The organism is Microcystis sp. M113S1 (genome assembly GCF_020246945.1).
In the GTDB taxonomy this organism is placed as follows: Bacteria; Cyanobacteriota; Cyanobacteriia; order Cyanobacteriales; family Microcystaceae; genus Microcystis.
On record NZ_JADBSA010000304.1, the window covers coordinates 1 to 22,636 of the forward strand.

Below are 22,636 nucleotides of genomic sequence, written 5' to 3' on the forward strand. Positions count from 1 at the left end.
GTGGTCGAGGGAATCAACAATAAACTTAAACTAATAAAACGAAGAGGCTATGGCTTTAGAAACTTTCGGAATTTTTGGGTTAGAAGTATGTTATCTTGGCATCTTGTCTGTTGATTTAGCATAAAGAGTAACGAAGAGCCAGCAGTTTCTCATCTAGATAAGGACGAATCATCAATCCCTGACTGACAAATTTAATCGGGGTATTATTTTTATTGATAAATTGAAAATCCTCGACTAAATTTAAACAAAAAGCTTCAATATCGAGCGGCTCTAGTTGACAACTGAGATTCCCAGATTCTGCCCTTGTTAAAATCAAAATATCTGTTAAGAATTGATTCATTAGCTTGACAGAAGACTGGATTCTATATAGGTTTTTTCTGCTCGACTGATCGGCATCTTTTAAGCCATTTTCTAATAACTGCGAGGCGGAAAAAATCACGGTCAAAGGGGTTCGGAACTCATGAGATATCATTGAAAAAAGCTGAATTTTTAGATCAGAAAGTTCTTTTTCCTGTAGTAAAAAACGTTGAATTTCTTCACTATTTCGTTGCTGTTTCTGTTGCCAAAAAACTAAAAAATAAACTCCGCAAATAATTCCAAAGCTAGTAAAAGTTCCCAGTAAACCCAACAGAGAATTTTCGCGAATACTATCCCTAGAACTAGCGATGCTACTTCTTAAATTCCTTTTCTGACTAGCTTGTAAATAGGTAAGAAGATTTTGAAACTTATCCCGGAACTCGACACTTTTAACCGTGATTGCATCTTGAGAAATATCATCGGACTGATCGGGTTTATAGGTGGCGATCGATTGATTAAATAAAGCAATTCGCCGATACATTAAATCCCCGATCTGAGCCACCATTTCCCGCTCGAAATCCGTGCCGTTTTCTAATTGTTTGGCCAAGAGTTGCCAGTTAGATTGCATCAAAGCGATCGCCCGACGATGACGACCTAACTCGCTAGGGCTGCCAGTTTTAATATAACCCCTTCTTCCCGATTCGGCCACGGCCATGTTAGCGTAAAGATTACTGAGATTATCGATGATCTCGTAGGTAACTTCCACCTCGGCAGCGCGCTGACGCAGGGTGAGGGTATTGCGATAGGAAACTAGGCTAATAGTTCCCATCAATAAGACAGTTAGCCCGAAACCTCCCGCGATCCATTTTCCTTGTTTGAGCCAATTCATCAGCAGTTAACTGACACTATTTCCAGCTTACTCCATCTCTAGACCATGCGAATTTTAGTAGTAGAAGATGATATTCAACTAGCCGATATTTTGCGAGAGGCATTGAGCGAGCGACAATACGTTGTCGATGTGGCTAGAGACGGAGAAGAAGGCTGGAATTGGCTAGAATTAGGCAAATATGACCTCTTAGTTCTCGATGTCACCCTGCCAAAATTGAGCGGAACTTTACTCTGTCAACGTCTGCGACGAGCGCAATCCCATCATCCCGTCTCGGTAAACGCCACCGTTCCCGTCCTATTATTAACCGCAAGGGATACGGTAATCGATAAAATCGACGGATTAGACGCAGGGGCCGATGATTATGTCACTAAACCCTTCGATTTAGGCGAATTAATGGCGCGGATTCGGGCCTTGATCCGACGTGGTAGCAGCACCAGCAGTGTTTTATTATCTTGGGGGGGGTTGCAGTTAAATCCCAGTACCCACGAGGCCAGTTATAACGGTCAACTTCTTTCCCTCACCCCCAAGGAATTCGCTCTCTTAGAATTACTTGTTACCCATGGGCGCCGGGTCTTAAGTCGATCGGGTATTATTGAGCGAGTTTGGTCTTTGGACGATTCTCCGGCCGAGGAAACCGTTACTTCCCATATTCGCGGTCTTCGTCACAAGCTAAAATCCCTGGGAGCGCCGGAAGACTTTATTGAAACCGTTCACGGTCTTGGTTATCGTTTAAAGTAATATCTGCCTTTAGACAGTGGACAAAATCATTTCTGCACGAAATCTGCACGAAGTTTGCAGGGGGTTTCCATAATCACCCGTTAAATTAGAAAGTTAGACAGGTGCGGGACTTCTAGACAATCAGAGCGGTCAAACCTGTGACTTTCCTTTCCTACAAAGGGCTGCTTGAGATGATTTACACGCGATTTGACTATCACGGTTGGCAGATTGAATTGAGCGCAGAAATGCAGGGTTATTCTTTTCAATGTTGGCGAGTGGATGGCAGAGAAGGAATTAGCGATCGCCTAGTTTATGCCACCTCGGAACAAGCTTTAGCGGCTGCCCGACACCGCGCGGATCTAGAGTCCGCTTGTCTTGCTCTACTGCGATTTCTCAATGATATCGGCGGCCGGAATTATTATCTCACCGGCGATGATCGCGATGCTCTTAGCCAGTCGATTTTAGAATATGCCCGTGTGGGAGGTGTTTCCTGATTTCTTCTTTGGAAGTTTTTCCCTGATTATGAACATGATCATGTATCCATTTTCTCAGGGTCTTGAATTTTTTCTGATTCATTTTGATAACGACCCATATTATTTGAGGTAGGGATGGCAAGATTGAAATGAATAACTATTTGCTTATTTTCATAGTTGATATTAGTAATATTTACAACACTTTTATCAGGCAATACATTATTAATTGGAATTTCAGCAGAAGGATGTTTGTAACCTGCTTCTTCTAACCATTGGGTAATATTACGCCAATTATCAATACGTCCGTTATTCTTATCCAGTAAATTCTTAACATAACGATAAACGGTAGCACAAAGATCCGTCTCTACCCCGTTAGAGTTTTTATGGAGTTGTTCAGCGATTTCTGAGGGACTACAGCCACACAGCAGGCCACGCAGATGAGTTTTTTCCACAGGGGTTAGGGGTTTTCCTTTGGCAAAGGTGAGATCAGCGTAGAGGGTTTGTAAGTCCCACTGTTGTGCTGCTTGAGTAAATGGCTCATTGTGCATTGTTGTTACACCCTGATAAACTCCTGATAGCATTTTAGCAAAAAATCTGATATTTGTTAGCATTTACCCTGATATTTTTCTGAAATCATGGGGTAGTATGTCGGTATGGGTACTGAATAAAATCAGTAAACAGCCTATATTCCTCAGCGTTCTTAGAATAATGGAATGGACTGATATATCTCTACCACCAGATGAACGATATTCCCGACATAGTTTAATCGATTGGTGGAATCAAGACAAACTTACCCGTGCAAACGTATTAGTTGTTGGGGCGGGTGCTTTAGGGAATGAGGTACTGAAAAATCTGGCTTTAATTGGCGTTGGTCACATCACTGTCATTGATTTTGATACTGTATCAATTACTAATTTGACTCGTTCTGTTTTATTTAGAGAGTCAGACGTAAATCAGCCTAAAGTCGAAGTTGCCCGTCGCATGATACTAGAGATTAATCCCGACATATCAGTGAGAGCAATTCAGGGAGATTTAGAGTTTGATCTTGGTGTCGGGAATGTGCGGGAACATGACATTATTATTGGTTGTTTAGACAGTATTAATGCTCGTTGGGCAATTAATAACATGGCCTATCGTGCGGGGATTCCGTGGATTAATGGGGGAATTGGTGTGGTTAATGGAGAAATCAGTTTCTTCGATCCTAACATCGATGCTGCTTGTTATGAATGTACCATTACAGATCGGATGTGGAAACGCCGCAACCAGCGATATTCTTGTCAAGGTTTAAAACGGGATCTCCCAGAGAAATCAATGCCCACAACTGCGACAATTACTTCCATTATTGCGGCAATGGAAGTTCAACAGGCTTTACTTTATTTACACCAAAAAGAGGGGGTATTAGAAGCAGGAGAAAAGCTTTTTCTGAACTTAAATCCTTGGAATGCCTTTAAGGTCAAAATTCCTCGTCAAGAGTATTGTTTAGCCCATGATTTAACCCTTGAACCGAGTATTAAGTTAACTTATTCACCAAGTTTAACGGTTGAGGAAATTCTTAAACAGTTAGATGTGTCTGGATTTTCTGATTCGGTGCTTTGGCTACGAAATGAAGTCATTGATAGGATGCAATGCTTAAATTGTGGTGATCAAGAACCGATCAATATTCCTCGTTCTCAGTTTGCTGAAAGAGATATTGTATGTCCTAACTGTCAACAAGAAAGACAGATTCAGATATTAGATAAATTCTCTTTAGCAACTACCCAAAACCCTATTAACCTTGAACAATTATGTCTTCCTCATAACGAGATTCTACATTGCGAGACATCCCAAGGTCGAATATCAATTCAATTTTGCCCAACATAGGAGGAACTATGAGCGATTTATCTGTTACCGTTCGTATGGCAGATGGAACCCGTAAAGCTGCTGTAACTTTACCTGCCACTTTGACAGTAGATCAAATTGTTTCTACTACTCAATCCAAATGGAATTTACCTGCTGATAGGGATTATGCAGTACGTTTAGAGAGTACAGGGCAAAACTTAAATGGTTCAAGCACTTTAGCTTCAGCAGGAGTTCAAAATGGCGATCTTTTAGTAGTTTATCCTATCTTAGAGGGAGGTTAATTATGGGCGTTAGAGAAACAAGGCTAACCAATGATTTACGACAAGTCTCAGAATTAATTGCGAATTCTGGTGGCAGTTTAAGACTGATTTCTAAAACAGGAAATCCTCCCTATGAATATATCATCGAATACCGATGTAAGGGGATAGAAACAGTTAATGGAAATAACCCTGTTTATCGCAATACTCATCAGGTAAAAATCATACTAGGAACTAATTATCCTAGAGAAAAACCCGATGCAAAGTTTTTAACGCCCATTTTTCATCCTAATGTTTTTCCTAACCAAAATGTCTGTCTAGGAGATTATTGGACACCGGGAGAAACCGTAACTGAGTTAATTTTGAGAATTGGCAAAATTATTCAATACTCTACAGATGTCCTAAATTTAAACAGTCCTGCTAATGGTACAGCAAAAACTTGGGCTAGTAATAATATGTCACGCTTTCCCGTTGATACCCAAACCTTAAAAGTTAATCTTGGTTGGACTGATATCAGTTAGGCTAATCTTTAAGGTAGAAAAAGAATGGGCAATTTTCTGTTAGATGATTGCCCTCAATATCCGTCAACATTTCTTTGTTCACTATTTTATAGGTAAATTATCATGTCTAACCGCTCTGAATTTCCCGATTCTTATCAAAATAGAAGACGAAATCAGCAAGAAGAAGTAAATATCATCTGGGAAGAAAGTGATGATGTTTATAAACCCATTCCTAAGAATCTCCGTGATTTTATGGCACAAAAAGGTATTAATCTTCAACCTAAAGAAAGCGTATATAGAGTATATATTAATGCAGATGCTTTAAGCAATCTGAAAACTCATTTAAAAACTAACCTAAGAGTTGAACAAGGAGGAATTCTTTTCGGGAATGCCTATCAAGATACTGGTTTGGGAATCTATGTTGATATTACCGCAGCCGTGGCTGCTCCTGCAACTGTTGGCACAGGCGCACATTTAGATTTTACCCCCCATTCTTGGACTGGAATTATGGACTATGCTAAGGCACAACATCCAGACGATAATATTGTGGGTTGGTATCACTCTCATCCCAATTTAAGTGCTTTTATGTCTGGGACAGATATGAACACGCAACAGGCATTTTTTTATCATCCTTGGTGCTTATCTATTGTTTATGATCCCTGTCGTGAAGACATGAAATTTTTTCTGGGAAGAACGGCTAAACAAATTCAACCTAAAATTTATGGAAATGTTGGGGCTAATTTACAAGATGAAAAATATCAAGAAGAAAGAACAGATAAAGATCAAATAGGCTGGCGAGATAGTCCACCAAGAAAGACCAGAAGACCTAAACAAAATTCAGATGTCATCGGAATTCTGATATTATCGTTAATAATTGTTATCTTCCTTTTCCTACTTGCTAATTTACTAGGTTTAGGGAATATCTTTAACAGTCAACAACATAACTCTCCGTTTGAATTTTACATAGAAGAAATGTCATCAAAAGATTTTCAAAACCTAAGGGAGTTAAGCGATAGCCACCCAGAGTATCTTAAGTCTTCTGTTTTTAAAGGTGGGGATAAGCTTGGTAGTGGTGGAAGAGTTAAACTGCTTGTCGCTAAACCCTCACAAAAACAGTCAATTCAATCGGTTAATTTAAAATATCAAGAAATTGATTTATCTCGAAAAATGGATATCGTCGATGCTCGATCTATTTTTGATCCTCATTTTGATACTTACTTTCAAGGAAAGAATATCCAAGATAGAAGTATTCCTATATCAGTCGGCGAGAATGCTGATAAAGGCTTTATTTTCTTTATGTATAGCTACAATTCAAATCCCAATCAAGAAGATTTAGGAAAAAGTGGAGAAAGTGTAGATAGCGTTATTTACATACCAAATCGTATTGAATATCTAACTAAAAACACTTCTCATCTACAAAGAATCAGGGAGGGATTAAAAGAATCAGGAAGGGGTTATTATGAGTAACAATAACAGTAATTCTGGATGTTCTGGTTGGCTTGGTATCATATATCTTCTAGCTTTAATTGCATGGTTTCCGATTGGGTGGATAATCCTTGCTATAATAATCGTAATAGGAGCTATTAGCAATAATAGCTCTAATGGAAGCAGTGGTAGTAGTTCCCAATCATCATCGTCTTCTAAAAGTACGTCCATTGCTGCTCCCCCTGATTATCTTCATAATATATTAATTGATATAAGTCAAGGAGAAATTAGAGATATGATTAGTCAAGAAACCTTTCGGCCTGGAGAGAAAGTTTATCTATGTTCAGTCCATCGATTAGCCTATCATGAAGATAGTTGGCAATATAATAATTGTCAATGTAGTTCCTGTGGTCATGGAAACAGCACTAAAGCTTATACCGTACCGAGTCCCGTTCATTTAAGACAAATTAAATGGGAAGATCGTGGATAATTTAATGGGTTATATCTATGTTTTGGTTAGTTGCTGTTGGATGTATTTTTATTGCTGGAATTATTATTTATTGTTTTAATAAAGCCAACGGTTCGAGACTACCTTCCCACCCCTCCTCAATTAGATGGCGAGATATTTCCACATCATCATCTAATCGACCTACTCCCACACCTGATCAATCTTCAATAGTATGGCGGGATATTCCTCCCGAATTATCTAATTCTAACCCACAAGAATTTACTTTACCTGAGTTTGAATTAGTTGAAGTATGGGAATCAAACGATTTTTTAGAAGATTCATCTAATGATCATTCTACGAATAACAATACTGCCTTTTTAGATACTGACTATAATTACACCATTCAAGAATTATTAAAATCAGTCATTGGGACAAAAGATCTCTTAACTCAAGAAGAATTTCGACCTAGGCAACAGGTTTATTTCTGTAGTAACTGTACTCTAGCTCATCGTCAAGATAGTTGGCAAGAAAGTGGAAATAGGTGTAATCAATGTGGAAGTAGTGAACACACTCGATTATATACTTTACCTGATAATGATTAATTTAATTTGACTTAAAAAAGGAAACCAAAAATGAAGCAAATTTACGGAATTGAACCTGATTTATGTATTCAAAATCCAGCGTTAATCTTAGACTTCGGTAAAGATATTATTTTACCTCAATATTTCTATGAGCAACTTAAACATCTTCAAGCGGGTAATTATTATCAAGTAACCGAATCAGCTAATCAAATTTTTCAATCTTTACAACCCATTGAAGAATTAGACAATATTCTTGTTTTTAAAACACCTCAAAACGGGGTTATTTACTTTCTAAATCAAGAAATTAGTTTAAACAACACTGAATTTACCGAAGATCAATTTGATCTGAGCAACCCCTTACATCGATATTTATTAAGTTTATTGAGTCTTTCCCGATTATTAGAAACTTCCACTACTTTTTTGATAAATTCATCCGCACTAATCTCAAAATGTACTCTGTTAAAATTTGGCTTAGTTAATGTTAGCGATTTTTCCCATTACAGCGAGTCATGGCTAAACGCAGTCCTGCTTTTATCAATTGAATCTAAACTTACTGCGGTAACTCCCAGAAGAGAAATTACAGAAATTGAATGGACTGATGATCCGGAGATAATCGGTCAGTTTATTCCTAATATTTCTTGGCAAGATTTGTAAAGTGGCGTTGTCAGATCAGAATATGAAAGATGCAATGCAATCCTTGCTATCAAAGTAATTTGAGTTCCCATCTGATTCGGATCATCTTTCAATTTGACAACGCCCCGTTTTTGATCTTCTCTGCTTGGAGAAATTGCGATAAAATTAACGATCATAGCGATCAATAAAAAAATTTTATGGTTGTAACTGTTAATAATTCCCTGACAATAAGGGAATTTCTACAATTACCAGAAACTAAACCCCGCAAGGAATTTATTGACGGTCAAATTATTCCTAAACCGATGCTCCAAGGTAAACATAGCACTATTCAAGGTGATTTAGTTCCAGCTATTAACGCCAGTCTAAAACCCCAACGAATTGCCCGTGCCTATCCTGAATTGCGTTGTACTTTTGGCAGTCGTTCTCTAGTTCCTGATGTTTCAGTTTTTCTCTGGGAAAATATTCCTCGCGATGGCGAGGGAAAAGTATTAAATACTTTTGCGATCGCTCCTGACTGGTTGATTGAAATTCTCTCTCCCGATCAAAATCAGACTAAAGTTGTTAAAAATATTCTTTATTGTCTGGATCACGGCACTCAAATGGGTTGGTTAATCGACCCTGAAGAAGAAATTATCTTTGTTTATTTTAGTGATCGAACTATCGCTATTTTTGAATCAGAAAATGCTCTTTTACCCGTCCCCGCTTTTGCGACGAATTTTCAAATCACCCTCGGTCAATTATTTGACTGGTTAAGAGGTTAACGGATTATCAGTTACCAGTTATCAGTTACCAGTTATCAGATATGAGTTTTTAGTTTTCACATTTGGGTTATCAGTTCACTGATTACTGTTTGCTGTTTACTGATTACTGATCACTGATTACTGATCACTGATTACTGTTCACTGTTTAGCCGACACTTTGAAACAATTGTGACCAATCGAGATTGGGAGCATCTGAGGGAGCAACAATTTCGATAATTTTATTGTTAGCGGCGGGATAAAATAGGGATTCTACGCAAACGGAAGCCACTTTCGTGCGGGGAATATTGCCCTCGGACAGGGTATCTGCGGATGACATTTTAATTGCATTAAGATTATCCTCATTTTTAAGGCCGCCGGGGCGCACAATCGTATAGGTTAAGCCACTATTGATTAAATAGGCTTCCGCTTGTTTTTTCCAGAATAAAATTAACCAAAATAGATTGAGGGGGTGGAAAAAGTTGGATACACAGAGGGAAGTAACGAGAACAAAATGCTCGATTCCTTTCTTTTTTGCGGCATCGATGAGATTTTTAGTTCCCAAGTAATCTACTAACAAAGGTTCCGTGGGATTAAAACTCGGTCTGGCTCCCGTGGCGCATAGTAAAACGCTACAATCAGCGATTAGTGCCTCTAACTTATCGGCCTGTTGGACATCTCCGACGACGATTTCCACCCCTGCGGGCAAAATTTCTGCCGCTTTCTCTGGGTTTCTCACCAAAGCGCGTACGGGAATCTGACGTTCGACTAATTGGGCAACTATTCTCCGTCCTGTTTCCCCCGTAGCTCCTGCTACAAATGCTTTCATCGCTTCTTGACCTCATGGTTTTTAACAATACGTTACACTAATCTCAATTCTACAAATTTCCCTGATCCTTTGGCAGTTAATCCCCAACTGTTTCTAGCACTATCATTTTCCAGGTTTTAAGTCATGCAGCATCCCCCCATTAACTCCCTAGCTCTCGAATCTGTAGAAGTCAAAGAAGACAATCAATTTCTCGGTTTTCAAACCCATTTTGCCGGGTGCATGGATATGTATAGCAATCAGGACAAGGTTGCCGATTATCTCCGCGCTCACGAAGGTTGGTTTTGTCGTTGTGCCGAACCGATGAAAACTCTGCCCTTCGGTGACAATGGTTATATTATCACCATCGGTAAATATGGAGCTTTTGGCTATGAACTAGAGCCGAAGATTGCTGTAGTTCTTGATCCTCCCGTCAATGGAGTCTATCATACTCGCAGTGTCCCCATTCCCGATCAACCGTTTTTGGGCTATCTAGTGGATTATCAGGCAATTATGAAACTAGAGGAAATGCCGCTATCTTCTCCTAGTCGGGAAATTCAGGCAATTTTTCGGCAACGGGGACGGGATATTCCGGCGGTTATCACCCAAGTCACCTGGGAACTACAGATGGATGTTATGGTTAAGTTTCCCAAGTTTGTTTATAAAATTCCCCGTTCCATTCTCCAAAAAACCGGTGATAAACTGTTGACGCAAATTGTTCGCCAAGTTTCCCCCCGCTTAACCTACAAAGTGCAAGAGGATTTTCACTCTAGCTTCAATTTACCCCTACCCCCCGCCTCCAGTCGTCTTTTCTATCGTCTGGACTCCTCCGAGGGTGGGTTGCTTGCTTAGGGTTTGGGAGGCCTGTTGTTGTGTCTGTCAACAGTAAGCAGTAGAGCTTGCTGATGGGAAACCAAGGAAAAATAAAGATTTGCTAACGGTGCTGGTCAGTCTAAGCTAGAATTATTAAGAAATGTTTACTTGTAAAAATAAACCTAAAACTACTTCAATATTTTATGTCTCTGCCTATCCGTAACGTTGCTATCATTGCTCACGTTGACCACGGGAAAACCACCCTCGTCGATGCACTCCTCAAACAGTCGGGAATCTTTCGAGAAGGGGAAGATGTACCCACCTGCGTCATGGATTCCAATGACCTCGAAAGAGAACGCGGTATCACCATCTTGGCCAAAAACACCGCCGTTCGTTACCAAGACACCCTGATTAACATCGTCGATACTCCCGGTCACGCCGACTTTGGTGGCGAAGTGGAACGGGTTTTAGGTATGGTAGATGGTTGTATCCTGATTGTCGATGCTAACGAGGGGCCGATGCCCCAAACCCGTTTTGTGCTGAAAAAAGCCCTAGAAAAGGGATTAAGACCGATTGTCGTCGTCAATAAAATCGATCGCCCTAACGTCGATCCTAACCTAGCCGTGGACAAAGTTTTCGATCTGTTTGTGGAACTGGGTGCTGATGACGACCAATGTGATTTTACTACTCTGTTCGCTTCGGGGATGCAAGGATTCGCCAAAGAAAGTCTCGAAGAGGAAAACAAAGATATGCAGCCCCTCTTTGAGGCGATTTTACACCACGTTCCACCACCGGCTGGGGACGTTAACAAACCCCTACAGCTGCAAGTAACCACCCTCGATTACTCAGAATACTTAGGACGCATCGTTATCGGCCGCATCCACAACGGCGTAATTAAAGCCGGTCAACAGGCCGCTTTAGTAAAGGATACGGGCGCGATTGTCAAGGGTAAAATAACAAAACTTCTTGGTTTTGAGGGTCTCAAACGGGTGGAACTAAACGAAGCCAGCGCCGGTAATATCGTTGCTGTGGCTGGTTTTGCCGACGCTAACATCGGGGAAACGGTAACTTTAGCCGATGACCCGCAAGCTTTACCCCTAATTAAAGTCGATGAACCGACCCTACAAATGACCTTCTCGGTGAACGATTCTCCTTTTGCCGGTCAGGAAGGCACTTTTGTCACCTCGCGGCAAATTCGCGATCGTCTAATGCGAGAATTAGAAACTAACGTCGCTCTGCGGGTGGAAGAAAGTGATTCTGCCGAGAAATTCCTAGTTTCGGGACGGGGAGAACTGCATTTAGGCATTCTCATCGAAACCATGCGTCGGGAAGGCTACGAATTCCAAGTATCGCAGCCGCAAGTTATCTATCGGGAAATTAACGGTCAACCCTGCGAACCCTACGAATACCTCGTTTTAGATGTACCCGAAGAAGCGGTGGGTTCGAGTATCGAACGTCTCGGCCAACGGAAAGGGGAAATGCAGGATATGCAGACGGGCAGCAATGGCCGTACTCAATTGGAATTCGTGATTCCGGCCCGGGGTTTAATCGGTTTCCGAGGCGAATTTATCCGTCTGAGTCGCGGTGAAGGGATTATGAACCATAGTTTTCTGGAATATCGTCCTTTCTCCGGGGAATTAGCCACCCGTTACAATGGCGTGATTACTGCCTTTGAGGAAGGAGTCGCCACTTTCTACGCCCTCAAAAACGCCGAGGACCGGGGAGTATTCTTTATTACTCCGGGGACAAAAGTGTACAAAAACATGATTATCGGCGAAAGCAACCGGCCCCAAGACGTGGAGATCAATATCTGCAAAACTAAACAGTTAACTAACCATCGTTCCGCCACCGGGGATGAATTGGTTCAGTTACAATCCCCCGTGGATATGAGTCTCGAACGCGCCCTCGAATACATCGGACCGGATGAGTTGGTAGAAATTACCCCGAAATCGATCCGTCTGCGTAAATTACCGGTGAAAAAGTTAGCCAAACGTTGATGATCTCAATTGGTTATGATCGAGATCTAACAAAGAAATCCACTCAGATTTTCAACAAAACTGAGATGATAGAAAAAAGTGCCTTGAGTTTGAGGGTAAAGAATCTGCTGTGAGCTATTCTGCTACTTTGATGCGACATCCGATGTTTCCCGCCGCGTCGGACAGCAATCGTCTCCGTCTCTTTTCGGGATCCGCTAATGTATCTCTTGCCCAAGAGGTGGCCCGTTATCTGGGCATGGATGTGGGTCCGATGATTCGTAAACGTTTCGCCGATGGTGAATTGTACATCCAGATTCAGGAATCGATCCGCGGCTGTGATGTCTATTTAATTCAACCCTGTTGCAATCCCGTCAACGATCATTTGATGGAATTGTTGATCATGATTGATGCCTGTCGTCGTGCTTCTGCCCGACAAATTACCGCCGTAATTCCCTATTATGGTTATGCTCGCGCCGATCGCAAAACCGCTGGACGGGAATCGATCGCCGCTAAACTGGTGGCTAATCTGATCACGGAAGCGGGGGCAAGTCGCGTGTTGGCCATGGATTTGCATTCAGCCCAAATTCAAGGTTATTTCGATATTCCCTTCGATCACGTCTATGGTTCCCCAGTGGTGGTGGACTATCTTCTCAGTAAACAATTACCCGATATCGTCGTGGTTTCTCCCGATGTGGGTGGGGTGGCTAGGGCGCGGGCTTTTGCCAAAAAACTCAGTGATGCTCCCCTCGCAATTATTGACAAACGCCGGCAAACCCATAATGTGGCGGAAGTGATGAACTTGATCGGCGATGTTAAGGATAAAACGGCGGTTTTAGTCGATGATATGATCGATACGGCTGGTACGATCGCTCAAGGGGCGCAGTTACTGAAAGCCAAGGGGGCGCGACAGGTTTATGCTTGTGCCACCCATCCGGTTTTTTCTGGTCCGGCGATCGAGCGTTTATCCAGTGGTATAGTCGAGGAAGTGATCGTTACTAACACGATTCCCGTCCCCCAAGAACATCTTTTCCCGCAGCTGAAAGTCTTGCCGGTTGCCCCGATTCTGGGGGAGGCAATATGGCGCATCCATGAGGACAATTCCGTGAGTAATATGTTCAAATAGATGCTCGAATCCCCCTAGTTTTAGGGGGAATTTTTATATTTATTTTCTTGACATTAATGCTATTTTGTGGCAGCGTCGGGGTTGTCAAGTCCTCCCAGACGATCGAAGGGCCAAAAACGCACCACGGCGCGACCGATTAAGTTTTCTCGGGGAACAAAGCCCCAAGCGTGGGAATCATAACTATTATTGCGATTATCGCCCAAAACCAGATATTGATCGGGGGGAACTGTCACTGGTCCGAAAGTATAATTAGGTTCTTCGGCAATATACTTTTCCGCTAAAGCTTTACCATTGACGTAAACTAGACCGTTTTTGACTTGCACCTTATCCCCCGGCAGTCCAATCACCCGTTTAATAAAAGCATCCTGAAAATTTTGGGCTTTCAGAGCGGCTGTCGGACTAAAAACCACTATATCACCCCGTTCTGGCTTCTGAAAATGATAGCTAACTTTCTCGATAATTAGGCGATCGTTAATCTGGAGAGTGGGTTCCATGGAAGAAGAGGGAATATAACGGGCCTCAGCCACAAAAGTGCGGATGCCAAAAGCCAAAATTCCAGCCGTGACAATGGTTTTGACTGCTTCTAGCCAAGGGTTTTCTTGGGGGACGGGAGGAGGAGAGGGTTTTTCGGATTTATGGTTCAAGCTTTCAGCCATAGAATTTTAACTTTTTATAAGGATTAAGCCAATACGCTCTTTAATGTTCTAGTTTAGTGATAGTAGCAGCGTAGATAATATTTTAAGACAATTTTCCCACACCTACCGGATCACTGTTAATTTGTCAAGGCCGCATCCTGCTGCCCGAAGGGGAATTTCCTCGGGGGTAGAAAACGGTGATGTAGTCTGTCAAAAAGTAGAGTTTTTCGCCGCTATTAAAGTAAAAGCTTGAGAATTCGAGGATTGAACCCCTAATCTCGCTTAAAAGTATCTTCAACGTCACTACCAGATCCATGTTTGCACAAATTCCCGAACGTTCGATGCACTATCTGCGATGGGTTGTTACCATCGCTTGGTTAATTCTGATATTTTCTCTGTTTTTTGACCCGATTTCGGCACAATTAACCGATCCTAACAATCTTGCTAGTCCCCTGAGAGTTGATCCCCATGTGTGTACTAAAGTCCAGGGAGTTTGCCTACCCCAATCCTCCTATCAGTTAGCTGCGCCGATTTTTTGGGGAATAGTGGTTCCTAGTAGCATTTTTATCTTATTAGTTTTCGGTCACGAACTCTGGCGGCGTATCTGTCCTTTATCCTTTCTTTCTCAAATACCGCGCGCTTTGGGTAAACAGCGTCAGAAAAAACAGACCGATAAATCGGGAAAAGTCCGCTATGAAATCTATAAAGTGCCGAAAAACTCTTGGTTAGCTCGGAATTATCTCTATCTACAATTAAGTCTGTTATTTTTGGGTTTATGCGGACGGATTCTCTTTGATAATTCCGATCGCTTAGTCTTAGGCAGCTTTTTAATCTTTACTATTCTAGTGGCGATCTTTGTTGGTTATTGGTATGGGGGCAAATCTTGGTGTAACTATTTCTGTCCCATGAGTCCAGTTGAAAGGATTTACGGTGAACCGAGGGGTTTACTGAATAGTACCGCTCACGAAGACAGTCGCGGTGGGATTACTCAATCTATGTGTCGTATTGTCCGGGAAGATGGTAGCGAACAAAGTGCCTGTGTTGCCTGTCAGAGTCCCTGTATCGATATCGATGCGGAAAGATCCTATTGGGATGGGATTACTAAGAGAGAGCGCCAATGGCTTTATTATGGTTATTTTGGCTTAATTTTTGGCTATTCTATCTATTATTATCTCTATTCTGGCAATTGGGACTATTATTTCTCTGGAGCTTGGGCGCACGAAGAAAATCAACTAGAAGCACTCTTTAAACCGGGTTTTTACCTTGCAGGTCAGGCAATTGCGATTCCGAAGTTGGTAGCTGTCCCTTTGACTTTGGCAATCTGCACTTTTTTGGGTTACTTTCTCGGTAAAAAAGTTGAAAATGCCTACAAAGTCTATAGAATCCGCCAAAAGTCACCCTTACCGACCGAAATTATCCGTCACCGAGTCTTTGCTGTCGGAACTTTTCTGATTTTCAATTTCTTCTTTATTTTCGCTGGTCGTCCTTGGATTAATCTTTTGCCGGAAATTTGGCATTATTTCGCTAGTATTTTACCGGCGGTTTTGAGTAGTTTATGGTTACATCGCACTTGGACAAGAAATCCGGGTCTTTACCAACGGGAAGGACTAGCGGGAAGATTGCGTAAACAGTTAGGTAAACTCGATCTCGATACGGCTAAATATCTCGATCGGCGATCGCTGGATGCTTTGCACGCGGATGAAGTCTATGTGTTGGCCAAGATACTGCCGGATTTCACCCACCAGAAGGGTTTAAAAGCCTATAAAGCCGTGTTAAAAGAGGCTTTGGAGCAGGGATATACTGACTTCGGCCACAGCCTCGAAATCCTAGAACAAATGCGCTTAGAGTTGACGATTACCGAGGCCGAACATCAGGCAATTTTAACAGAGTTGAGTGTGGAATCGGCCGAACTTCTCGATCCAGAAAAGCAGTATAGTCGCGAGGATTGGTTGCGTTTGCAGAGCTATCGCGATGCTTTGTTAGAAAGTTTGTTGGTGACATGGAAAAAAGACCCCGATCACAAGGTGGGATCGGAATTACTGGAAGTGTTGACCGGTAAGGGTTCCAGGGAGGCGATCAAGCATTTGTTGACGGAATTGCCGGCCGCAGAAACGGAAACTGTCGAGTCTTTGCGTCGCCAGTACAGAATTACCAGTCAGGAGGAGGAAACCATTCTCCATCGTCCTCTGGCCCATCAATTATGGCAGAATATCGCCCGCGCTTTTCAGGTCTTTGATCGTCTATCTTTTAGTAGTGAGAGCGATCGTGATCAACAGGAAAGAATTTTATTGGCAAGATTCCAGCTATTCGATAGTGATGGTTCGGGACAAATTAGCCTTGAGGATTTGAAAGCTTGTATTGAGGCGATCAAACCGGGGGTGACAGACAAGGAAATCGAAGCTATGTCAAAGCAGGCCGATACCGGTCGCGATAATCAGATTAGTTTTCCGGAATTTCGCAACCTACTCCACCAATTCCATAAATAGGGTCTGCTGAAAAAGTTTTTCGTGGGGGTAGGGTGTAGGGTGTGGGGTGTGGGGTGTGGGGTTTTACCCATTTTCAGGGGGTCAATTACCTAATTTTCAGGGAAAAAGTACCTCAATTTTACCCCCGATCACTCCAATGGTCAGCACTTTTTGAGGGGAAAAAAGTCTAAAAGCCTTATCCAACAAGGTTTTTAGATTTATTCAGCAAACCCTAAATAAACTGTCTTCAGTTAAGGAGTCTTGATTTTCCCGGACTCCTTTTTTTCTTTAAAAAAATAGCTGTTCGCAGGCAGGCACGGATTCCCATTATACTAGAAAGTATAAGGCAAGTTGAGGGCTTTTGTCAAGCTTTTTTAAGCAACTTTCTTCTATTTGTCCATCTACACTTCACAATAAACCGCGATAGCGGATAAAAACGAGGATTACTGCCCAGGAACCTAAAGCTACTTTAACGGCGACTAAAATATTTAGTATAGGTAAAATGCCGCCACTAAATAGCGCCCCTAATTCCCCGTGGGGTAACTCAAATCCTGAGAGAGTAATAGCGGCTAAAACAATAAAAACTAAGACGGAAATTTTCTCCCATGTTGCCGCTTGCCAACGGCGATAAATTGCTTGCATCCATTCGGGAGAGGAGGTAATGGCTATTAAGCCAATTGCCGTACCTCCGGCGACTCCGGCGGCAAAACCTCCCCCCGGACTTAAATGGCCGCGGATAGCTAATTCAATGCCCACTAAAGCGGCAATTGTTGCCCCTAAACGGGCTAAAATAATTGAAGGTTGGTCAGTAAATTGATGGATTTTACTGGCGGGTTTTTCGGTGGCTAAAAGAAAATTTGCCCCCATAATGGCAATGGTAAAAACAATCACTTCATAGATGGTATCGTAGAGACGATTACGGAAAATCACCACCGAAACCGCATTAGGAACACCACCGTCGCGCACTAGGGATTCAACAATTTCTAAGGATGATACAGAGGAAGCAGTATTCGGAATAATTACCATTTTGACAGCGAAGGCAATGGCGGCTAGAGTATAAATCCATTTCATTAGTGTTTCTCCTCTAATTTTGGGGTTTCAATACAAGTTAAAATCGTGTTTGCTGCCGTTAATTCATTTTTAAAAATATCGTAGAGATAGGGTAATCTAATTGTGGTTTCGTAGGGGATAGTTTCCGGATTGTCTTGACGGATACAGACGGCATGAATATCTTTATCCATAAGTGCCTGTTGCAAAGCTTGTTTATCACTGTAGGCAACTAATTCTAAACGCATAAAACGTTTACTTAAAACCGTTTGTAGTTGAGTTTTTAACTGTTCTAAAACTGTATCGGTTTCCTCGGCAATTACTCCTAAACGCATCACTAAAGAGGAACGAATCGCCACCGCGTAGAGAGTTACGGCTAACATGGTTCCCATTAAAGCTTCGGTTAAAGACACATCTGCTGCCCCTAATAAAGCATAAACTAAAGCGGCTATTGCCCCTAAAACCCCACGAATTACTAGAGCTTGGTAGGGATTGGATTGTAACATTACCATCGCCGCAGTTAAAGGCAAGAGGGCAACAATAACATAGAGATAACTTTCATTCATCTTTAATTTTACTCTCGCTCGCTAGAAGTATAAGCTAAAACGTAGCCTAACATGGTGTTCCAGATAGCTAAGGAAATTATTGCCAATAATAATAAAGGCCAATTTTGGGGAACTTTCAAAAGTAGCCCGAAAATAATCGCCATGGAACCTAATGTATCAGCCACAGATAGACCGTGTAATTTATATAATACCGAGCGCTTGTCTAAAAGATGCGCCGTTCCCCAAAACCAGAAAAAAACTCCGATAGCGATGCAGATATAACTCAAAATGTTAATCATGATTCGTTCAGTCGTTTAAGAATTTGTGCTAATAACATAAAGCCGGCATTACCGACACTGAGAATAATCACTGCTACCACTCCAATCATCCAATCATCCCGCAGAACTGACACTACTAGAATAATAATCGATGATTTACTGGAAGCACTGGCAAAGGCGGCCATTTTTTGCCAGATGTCATCATTTTTTGCCACTTCATAAAGGGGAATTAATAGGGCGACAATCATGGCAATGAGAACAATATTCATCCCTGTTTACTCCGTTTAATTAGATGAACTTCATAACCCTCATTTTCCTTGTATTCGGTGACGATAGTTTTCGGGGTAAAAGTAATGAGAAATATGTCCCAAAAAGCCAATCTGGGTGAACGTTTACCTGAAATTCTCTCTAAAATAATTTCTTCTTCCTTGTGGGGACGAAAGATAATTTCAAACGCTTCCATATAAGCTTGGGGAATAGCCATCAAAACTTTAATTATTACCTTTAACCAATCGCCTAAAGTTTCGCTAGAGGCGAAATTACGAGGCAAAAGAAAAGCAATAGCTACCCCGATCATAATATTAGCAGGTGTGAAATTAGCGGTGAGCAAAAACCACATAGTTAAACGCAGAATTATATGTCCAATCATGCTAAAACCATCCAAAACAATAGAACTAACATTACACTCATCATGCCGACGAGATTATCAAATTGTTCCAAGGATCGCGATAATTTCAGGGATAACTTTTTGAAAACTCCCAGATATAACCACCACCCCGCACCGATGACCGCTAAAGCTTTGATAATATTGGGTAGATTATAAGCTTCCACATAGACGGCATTGGATAAAAATAGGGCGGCAAGGAGCAGAATTATTGCTATCCAGAAACCGATAGTTAGCTTCTGTTTACTTTCGCCACCTGCGTGGGGTAAAAAGATAAATTTAGCAAAGGAAATCGCCGTCCCCACCGCCACAAGATTGATCATAATCTCTTGCCAGGGGACTAAATTTTTCATCGTTAACGCTTTCGCCCCAAAACCGGATAATAAGGGGAATCCAGAGATAGAAAAACTAGCAACCACTAGGGCAATCCAGAGGGAATTAGGGAGCGATTGTTGCTGTAATTCTTTAAAATTGCGACTGGGTAAAACTCCCGCTAACAGAAATAGGCAAGATTTAACTAAACCGTGGGTAAGGGTATAAAAACCACTGACTACCGGGGCGGCTAAAATAAAACCTAATTGGGAAATAGTATGGAAGGCTAACATCCGCTTGCTATCCTTTTCAAACACTGCATAGGATACGCCAAAAATCGCCGTTAGCACCCCGAAAAGCCGAATTAGGACATCCAAATCCTCTAGGATTAAAGCACAGCGCAGGAGGGGAAAAATGCCAGCTTTTACCACCACCCCCGACATCAGCGCCGAGACGGAGGTTTCCGATTCCGAGTGTGTCATCGGTAGCCATAATCCCGAGACAAAGATTCCCCCTTTGACTAATAATCCCATGAAGATTAAAGCCAAGGCTTCGGGAGGTGCGTCCTTTAAACCGGCAAAAGCAAAGGAATTATTGGCTTTATAGACTAAAACTGCGCCAATAAGGTAAAATAACATCGCCACATTGCTGATAAACAGATAACGCAGGGCAACCCAGAGAGAGCGATCGCTGCGAGGATAGGCAATCACCAGAAAAGCGGCAATACTAATTACTTCTAGGGCAACGTAAACGCTAATAAAATCTTCACAGACGAAGACAGAGTTAATACTGCCGTGGAGAATGATAGCTTGAGCGTAAAAAAAGGCGGTTTTGCTACTTTCCCAGTTATAAAAGATCACCGCCATCGTCACCAGGGCATTGGTGAGGATAAAATAGGCACTTAACTGATCGGCTACCAGTTTCACGCCATAGTTATCCAGTAGGTTGAGGGTTATGGGGGAGGATTGGCTAAATAAAAGGAGAGAATAGGCGAGAGAGATAATAGTGGTGGCGAGAGCCAGATATTTGTCTAATCGCGGCAGTAAATAGATGATAAAGCCGATCAAAAAGGGTAAACTTATCCAAGCGATCGTTAAAGTATTCATGGTGTATTATTCTTCTCAATCTCAGCACTGTCTAGGGTGGGGTTATCTTTGGCTAATTTCATTACTCCCACCAGCATTAACGCCTGAATGGAAAAACCGATGACGATCGCTGTTAAAATCACTGCTTGGGGTACAGGATCAGCGTAATTTTGCTGTTTAACTGTACCGAGGATGGGAGTAAATAAACCGTCACGGGAAGCTATCACCACATAGTAGGCGATAACGCCCGTACTCATGACATCCATGGCGATAATCTTCATGATTAAGTTTTTTTTCAGGAATGTTCCCAAAAATCCGCACAAAACGGTGGCGAATACAAACAACTCTAGGAGGGGAATCGTCACTGGGCTTCTTGATTAGATTTGGTTATGAGTCAAAATATTTCTTCTAATTATCCTCGATCGAGTCCCAATTGATCAAAAAATTCTCAAGATTATGGGGGAATTTTTCAGGTGTAAATAGATTGTCTTGGATCTATAATTATTATTGAAAAAATGAAAGCAAGCAATTTCGCTTTAACAATGTATATCTTGCCAGAGGGGGCAATGATTAACGTTTTGAAAATCTTTGATATTTTTGGTGGCAATAATAACCTGACGATTGGGATATTTTTCTTTGAGTAGAGACCATTGAGCCGATAGGATACAATCTATATCAATATTTTCTTTAACTTTGTTTGGTTGACCTATTGCTCTCAACTCAGCCCAAAGATCAGCGGCTTTTTGTAGTAAAATAAAACTGACTTTCTGAAACTCAATTACATTCCTTAACTTATCTAATTCTTGCACGCTTTTACTTTTTATCCTAATCAATTCTCGTCTAACCTCATAATCACATAGATCAGATGAAGTCAGACAAGCTCCTCTTGCCAGCAGACGATAAAACCATTCGGTACATTGATAAACTTCTGTAAATAACTTTTGATCTTCTGGCCAGTCTTCACCGATCGGGGTTACAAATAAGCTTAAAATGTTAGAGTCCAGAATTACAATCACTCTTTCCATCCCATCCCTGAACTTTTCTCAGATTTTCTAATTTTTCTAAGCGAGATTTTGCTCAGGGCATATACAATTAATTTTTCTGGCTCTTCTGGGTTGACTGGGTTTGCTGCCGCTTACGCTGTCACCATTTTAGATTTGATATCGGGTGCTGCTGGCTCAAAATGCAGCACTTAATTTCATCTGCTTTGTCTCCTTAATAAAATCCGCCTAACGGTTCAAATCAGCGGCGGCAGATAACTTTGAACTCAGCACCAACAGCTTTTAACCGTCCGCTGCATTTGAGTTGTTATCTGTCTGTTTTAGGTTTTAATTTAGGGCAGATTTATCAAGACGGTTACTCTTAAGCCTGGAGCCGACTTCTCAAGATATTAATTACTACTGGAGTGAAAGGTTCCATATGATCTTGCTGAGGTTGTGATAGGTCACTGATTAATATATTTAATATTTCATCATCCTCTAAGCCGTCATCTGGATTTATATGATTTGCCCATAATAAAGCATTAGACAATTGCTTCCGTTTTTCGATCAGAGCACGGTTATTTGTCTCATGGTCACCCAAATTTAAAACTCGAATCGTGACAGCTGCCCGATCGCTCAATCCTTCTACCCGTCCACTAATTTTGAATCGTAGTTCTGTTTCACATTCTGTCATCAGGGGAGTTAGGGGTAGGTGTTGAGATTTATGTGCATCACCGCATTGATTGGGGGTATTACAACTAGCAACAATATTTGAAAAGTCGAGCGTACGTTTAGGATTTAGCTTTTGAGCTTCTAAATGCTCATTATGGCAAGCATTAATTTCTTTGATTTGCTGGCAGCAATAGGCACAAAGATAAAACTGCTCATTAAGAGCATAGTCTCGAATCTTTGCCCGAACGACTATCCCCTCGTCTGTTTTATCGAAAATTTGGGTTAAAACCCCGTCCTTTGAGGACGGCTTTAAGCTACAATGGAAAAAGCGATAACCAAGCTAAAAACTGAACCTTGACAACAGATAGTAAGGGGTTTCGTTCAGAAAAGACTTCAAATTCGGCCTTGAACGAGTAAAACTTTCTAGGAAATAAGGTTGA

The 22,636-nt window shown here is 41.6% G+C and carries 27 protein-coding genes and 1 pseudogene; 15 read left to right on the forward strand and 13 right to left on the reverse strand.

Going from position 1 to position 22,636, the window contains the following annotated elements:
* A partial coding sequence (locus IM319_RS15325) for a transposase (RefSeq protein WP_130758671.1) occupies positions 1-114 on the forward strand: 114 nt, incomplete at its 5' end.
* A 25-nt stretch (positions 115-139) separates the two neighbouring features.
* On the opposite strand, the pseudogene IM319_RS15330 reads toward IM319_RS15325, so the two are convergent.
* Positions 140-1,186, reverse strand: a pseudogene (locus IM319_RS15330) (histidine kinase dimerization/phospho-acceptor domain-containing protein); the annotation flags it as partial.
* Between the two features lie 45 nt (positions 1,187-1,231).
* Here IM319_RS15330 and IM319_RS15335 point away from each other — a divergent pair.
* Positions 1,232-1,924: a response regulator transcription factor gene (locus IM319_RS15335; protein ID WP_287736155.1), complete on the forward strand. Its 693-nt coding sequence runs from the start codon at positions 1,232-1,234 to the stop codon at positions 1,922-1,924.
* Between the two features lie 170 nt (positions 1,925-2,094).
* On the forward strand, positions 2,095-2,397 hold the full coding sequence (locus IM319_RS15340) for a hypothetical protein (protein ID WP_287736156.1): 303 nt from the start codon (positions 2,095-2,097) through the stop codon (positions 2,395-2,397).
* A 38-nt stretch (positions 2,398-2,435) separates the two neighbouring features.
* Here IM319_RS15340 and IM319_RS15345 read toward each other — a convergent pair whose 3' ends face one another.
* Complete coding sequence (locus IM319_RS15345) at positions 2,436-2,987, reverse strand: helix-turn-helix domain-containing protein (RefSeq protein WP_287736158.1); 552 nt, start codon at positions 2,985-2,987, stop codon at positions 2,436-2,438.
* A gap of 97 nt (positions 2,988-3,084) precedes the next feature.
* Between IM319_RS15345 and IM319_RS15350 the strand changes: the two genes are divergently transcribed.
* The 8 genes from IM319_RS15350 (at position 3,085) to IM319_RS15385 (ending at position 8,820) form a co-directional block, all read left to right on the forward strand.
* Complete coding sequence (locus tag IM319_RS15350; protein WP_287736159.1) at positions 3,085-4,236, forward strand: HesA/MoeB/ThiF family protein; 1,152 nt, start codon at positions 3,085-3,087, stop codon at positions 4,234-4,236.
* Between the two features lie 8 nt (positions 4,237-4,244).
* Positions 4,245-4,496 (forward strand): EsaB/YukD family protein, encoded by a 252-nt coding sequence (locus tag IM319_RS15355; RefSeq protein WP_287736160.1) that lies wholly within the window; start codon positions 4,245-4,247, stop codon positions 4,494-4,496.
* 2 nt (positions 4,497-4,498) lie between these two features.
* Positions 4,499-4,993 carry a ubiquitin-conjugating enzyme E2 gene (locus tag IM319_RS15360; protein WP_287736161.1) on the forward strand — a complete coding sequence of 165 codons (495 nt, stop codon included), beginning with the start codon at positions 4,499-4,501 and terminating at the stop codon, positions 4,991-4,993.
* Between the two features lie 102 nt (positions 4,994-5,095).
* The gene (locus IM319_RS15365) at positions 5,096-6,439 is read left to right on the forward strand and encodes a Mov34/MPN/PAD-1 family protein (RefSeq protein WP_287736162.1); all 1,344 of its coding nucleotides are present in this window, start codon (positions 5,096-5,098) and stop codon (positions 6,437-6,439) included.
* Between the two features lie 253 nt (positions 6,440-6,692).
* Positions 6,693-6,887, forward strand: a complete 195-nt coding sequence (locus IM319_RS15370) for a hypothetical protein (RefSeq protein WP_287672296.1) — start codon at positions 6,693-6,695, stop codon at positions 6,885-6,887.
* Between the two features lie 17 nt (positions 6,888-6,904).
* Positions 6,905-7,447: a hypothetical protein gene (locus tag IM319_RS15375; protein ID WP_287736164.1), complete on the forward strand. Its 543-nt coding sequence runs from the start codon at positions 6,905-6,907 to the stop codon at positions 7,445-7,447.
* Between the two features lie 30 nt (positions 7,448-7,477).
* The gene (locus IM319_RS15380) at positions 7,478-8,080 is read left to right on the forward strand and encodes a hypothetical protein (protein WP_287736165.1); all 603 of its coding nucleotides are present in this window, start codon (positions 7,478-7,480) and stop codon (positions 8,078-8,080) included.
* A gap of 176 nt (positions 8,081-8,256) precedes the next feature.
* Positions 8,257-8,820 (forward strand): Uma2 family endonuclease, encoded by a 564-nt coding sequence (locus tag IM319_RS15385; protein ID WP_149107238.1) that lies wholly within the window; start codon positions 8,257-8,259, stop codon positions 8,818-8,820.
* A 145-nt stretch (positions 8,821-8,965) separates the two neighbouring features.
* On the opposite strand, the gene IM319_RS15390 is transcribed toward IM319_RS15385, so the two are convergent.
* Positions 8,966-9,625: an SDR family oxidoreductase gene (locus tag IM319_RS15390; protein ID WP_287736167.1), complete on the reverse strand. Its 660-nt coding sequence runs from the start codon at positions 9,623-9,625 to the stop codon at positions 8,966-8,968.
* A gap of 123 nt (positions 9,626-9,748) precedes the next feature.
* Between IM319_RS15390 and IM319_RS15395 the strand changes: the two genes are divergently transcribed.
* The 3 genes from IM319_RS15395 to IM319_RS15405 all read left to right on the forward strand — a co-directional run bounded on the left by IM319_RS15395 (position 9,749) and on the right by IM319_RS15405 (position 13,513).
* Positions 9,749-10,453 carry a DUF1997 domain-containing protein gene (locus IM319_RS15395; RefSeq protein ID WP_286827248.1) on the forward strand — a complete coding sequence of 235 codons (705 nt, stop codon included), beginning with the start codon at positions 9,749-9,751 and terminating at the stop codon, positions 10,451-10,453.
* A gap of 164 nt (positions 10,454-10,617) precedes the next feature.
* Positions 10,618-12,411 (forward strand): translational GTPase TypA, encoded by a 1,794-nt coding sequence (gene typA / locus IM319_RS15400; RefSeq protein WP_286827247.1) that lies wholly within the window; start codon positions 10,618-10,620, stop codon positions 12,409-12,411.
* A gap of 130 nt (positions 12,412-12,541) precedes the next feature.
* Positions 12,542-13,513, forward strand: a complete 972-nt coding sequence (locus IM319_RS15405) for a ribose-phosphate pyrophosphokinase (protein WP_079207867.1) — start codon at positions 12,542-12,544, stop codon at positions 13,511-13,513.
* A gap of 59 nt (positions 13,514-13,572) precedes the next feature.
* On the opposite strand, the gene lepB is transcribed toward IM319_RS15405, so the two are convergent.
* Positions 13,573-14,169 (reverse strand): signal peptidase I, encoded by a 597-nt coding sequence (gene lepB, locus IM319_RS15410; RefSeq protein ID WP_287685684.1) that lies wholly within the window; start codon positions 14,167-14,169, stop codon positions 13,573-13,575.
* A 293-nt stretch (positions 14,170-14,462) separates the two neighbouring features.
* Between lepB and IM319_RS15415 the strand changes: the two genes are divergently transcribed.
* Complete coding sequence (locus IM319_RS15415) at positions 14,463-16,634, forward strand: EF-hand domain-containing protein (RefSeq protein ID WP_287736169.1); 2,172 nt, start codon at positions 14,463-14,465, stop codon at positions 16,632-16,634.
* Between the two features lie 387 nt (positions 16,635-17,021).
* Here IM319_RS15415 and IM319_RS15420 read toward each other — a convergent pair whose 3' ends face one another.
* From IM319_RS15420 to IM319_RS15460, 9 genes are all read right to left on the reverse strand, one after another.
* Positions 17,022-17,684, reverse strand: coding sequence for a Na(+)/H(+) antiporter subunit B (locus IM319_RS15420; protein WP_159252951.1), 663 nt, complete (start codon positions 17,682-17,684; stop codon positions 17,022-17,024).
* The gene (locus IM319_RS15425) at positions 17,684-18,226 is read right to left on the reverse strand and encodes a DUF4040 domain-containing protein (protein WP_046662752.1); all 543 of its coding nucleotides are present in this window, start codon (positions 18,224-18,226) and stop codon (positions 17,684-17,686) included. The genes IM319_RS15420 and IM319_RS15425 overlap by 1 nt, the downstream gene beginning before the upstream one ends.
* Positions 18,227-18,234: 8 nt before the next feature.
* On the reverse strand, positions 18,235-18,504 hold the full coding sequence (locus tag IM319_RS15430; protein ID WP_158199043.1) for a monovalent cation/H(+) antiporter subunit G: 270 nt from the start codon (positions 18,502-18,504) through the stop codon (positions 18,235-18,237).
* Complete coding sequence (locus tag IM319_RS15435; protein WP_002739224.1) at positions 18,501-18,752, reverse strand: hypothetical protein; 252 nt, start codon at positions 18,750-18,752, stop codon at positions 18,501-18,503. The genes IM319_RS15430 and IM319_RS15435 overlap by 4 nt, the downstream gene beginning before the upstream one ends.
* The gene (locus IM319_RS15440; protein ID WP_286827237.1) at positions 18,749-19,132 is read right to left on the reverse strand and encodes a Na+/H+ antiporter subunit E; all 384 of its coding nucleotides are present in this window, start codon (positions 19,130-19,132) and stop codon (positions 18,749-18,751) included. The genes IM319_RS15435 and IM319_RS15440 overlap by 4 nt, the downstream gene beginning before the upstream one ends.
* Complete coding sequence (locus IM319_RS15445) at positions 19,129-20,565, reverse strand: cation:proton antiporter (protein WP_287736170.1); 1,437 nt, start codon at positions 20,563-20,565, stop codon at positions 19,129-19,131. Before IM319_RS15445 ends, IM319_RS15440 begins: the two co-directional genes overlap by 4 nt.
* Positions 20,562-20,909: an NADH-quinone oxidoreductase subunit K gene (locus tag IM319_RS15450; RefSeq protein ID WP_286827234.1), complete on the reverse strand. Its 348-nt coding sequence runs from the start codon at positions 20,907-20,909 to the stop codon at positions 20,562-20,564. Before IM319_RS15450 ends, IM319_RS15445 begins: the two co-directional genes overlap by 4 nt.
* Positions 20,910-21,080: 171 nt before the next feature.
* Complete coding sequence (locus IM319_RS15455) at positions 21,081-21,569, reverse strand: hypothetical protein (protein ID WP_287736172.1); 489 nt, start codon at positions 21,567-21,569, stop codon at positions 21,081-21,083.
* 337 nt (positions 21,570-21,906) lie between these two features.
* The gene (locus IM319_RS15460; protein ID WP_287736173.1) at positions 21,907-22,218 is read right to left on the reverse strand and encodes a hypothetical protein; all 312 of its coding nucleotides are present in this window, start codon (positions 22,216-22,218) and stop codon (positions 21,907-21,909) included.
* Between the last annotated feature and the right edge of the window lie 418 nt (positions 22,219-22,636).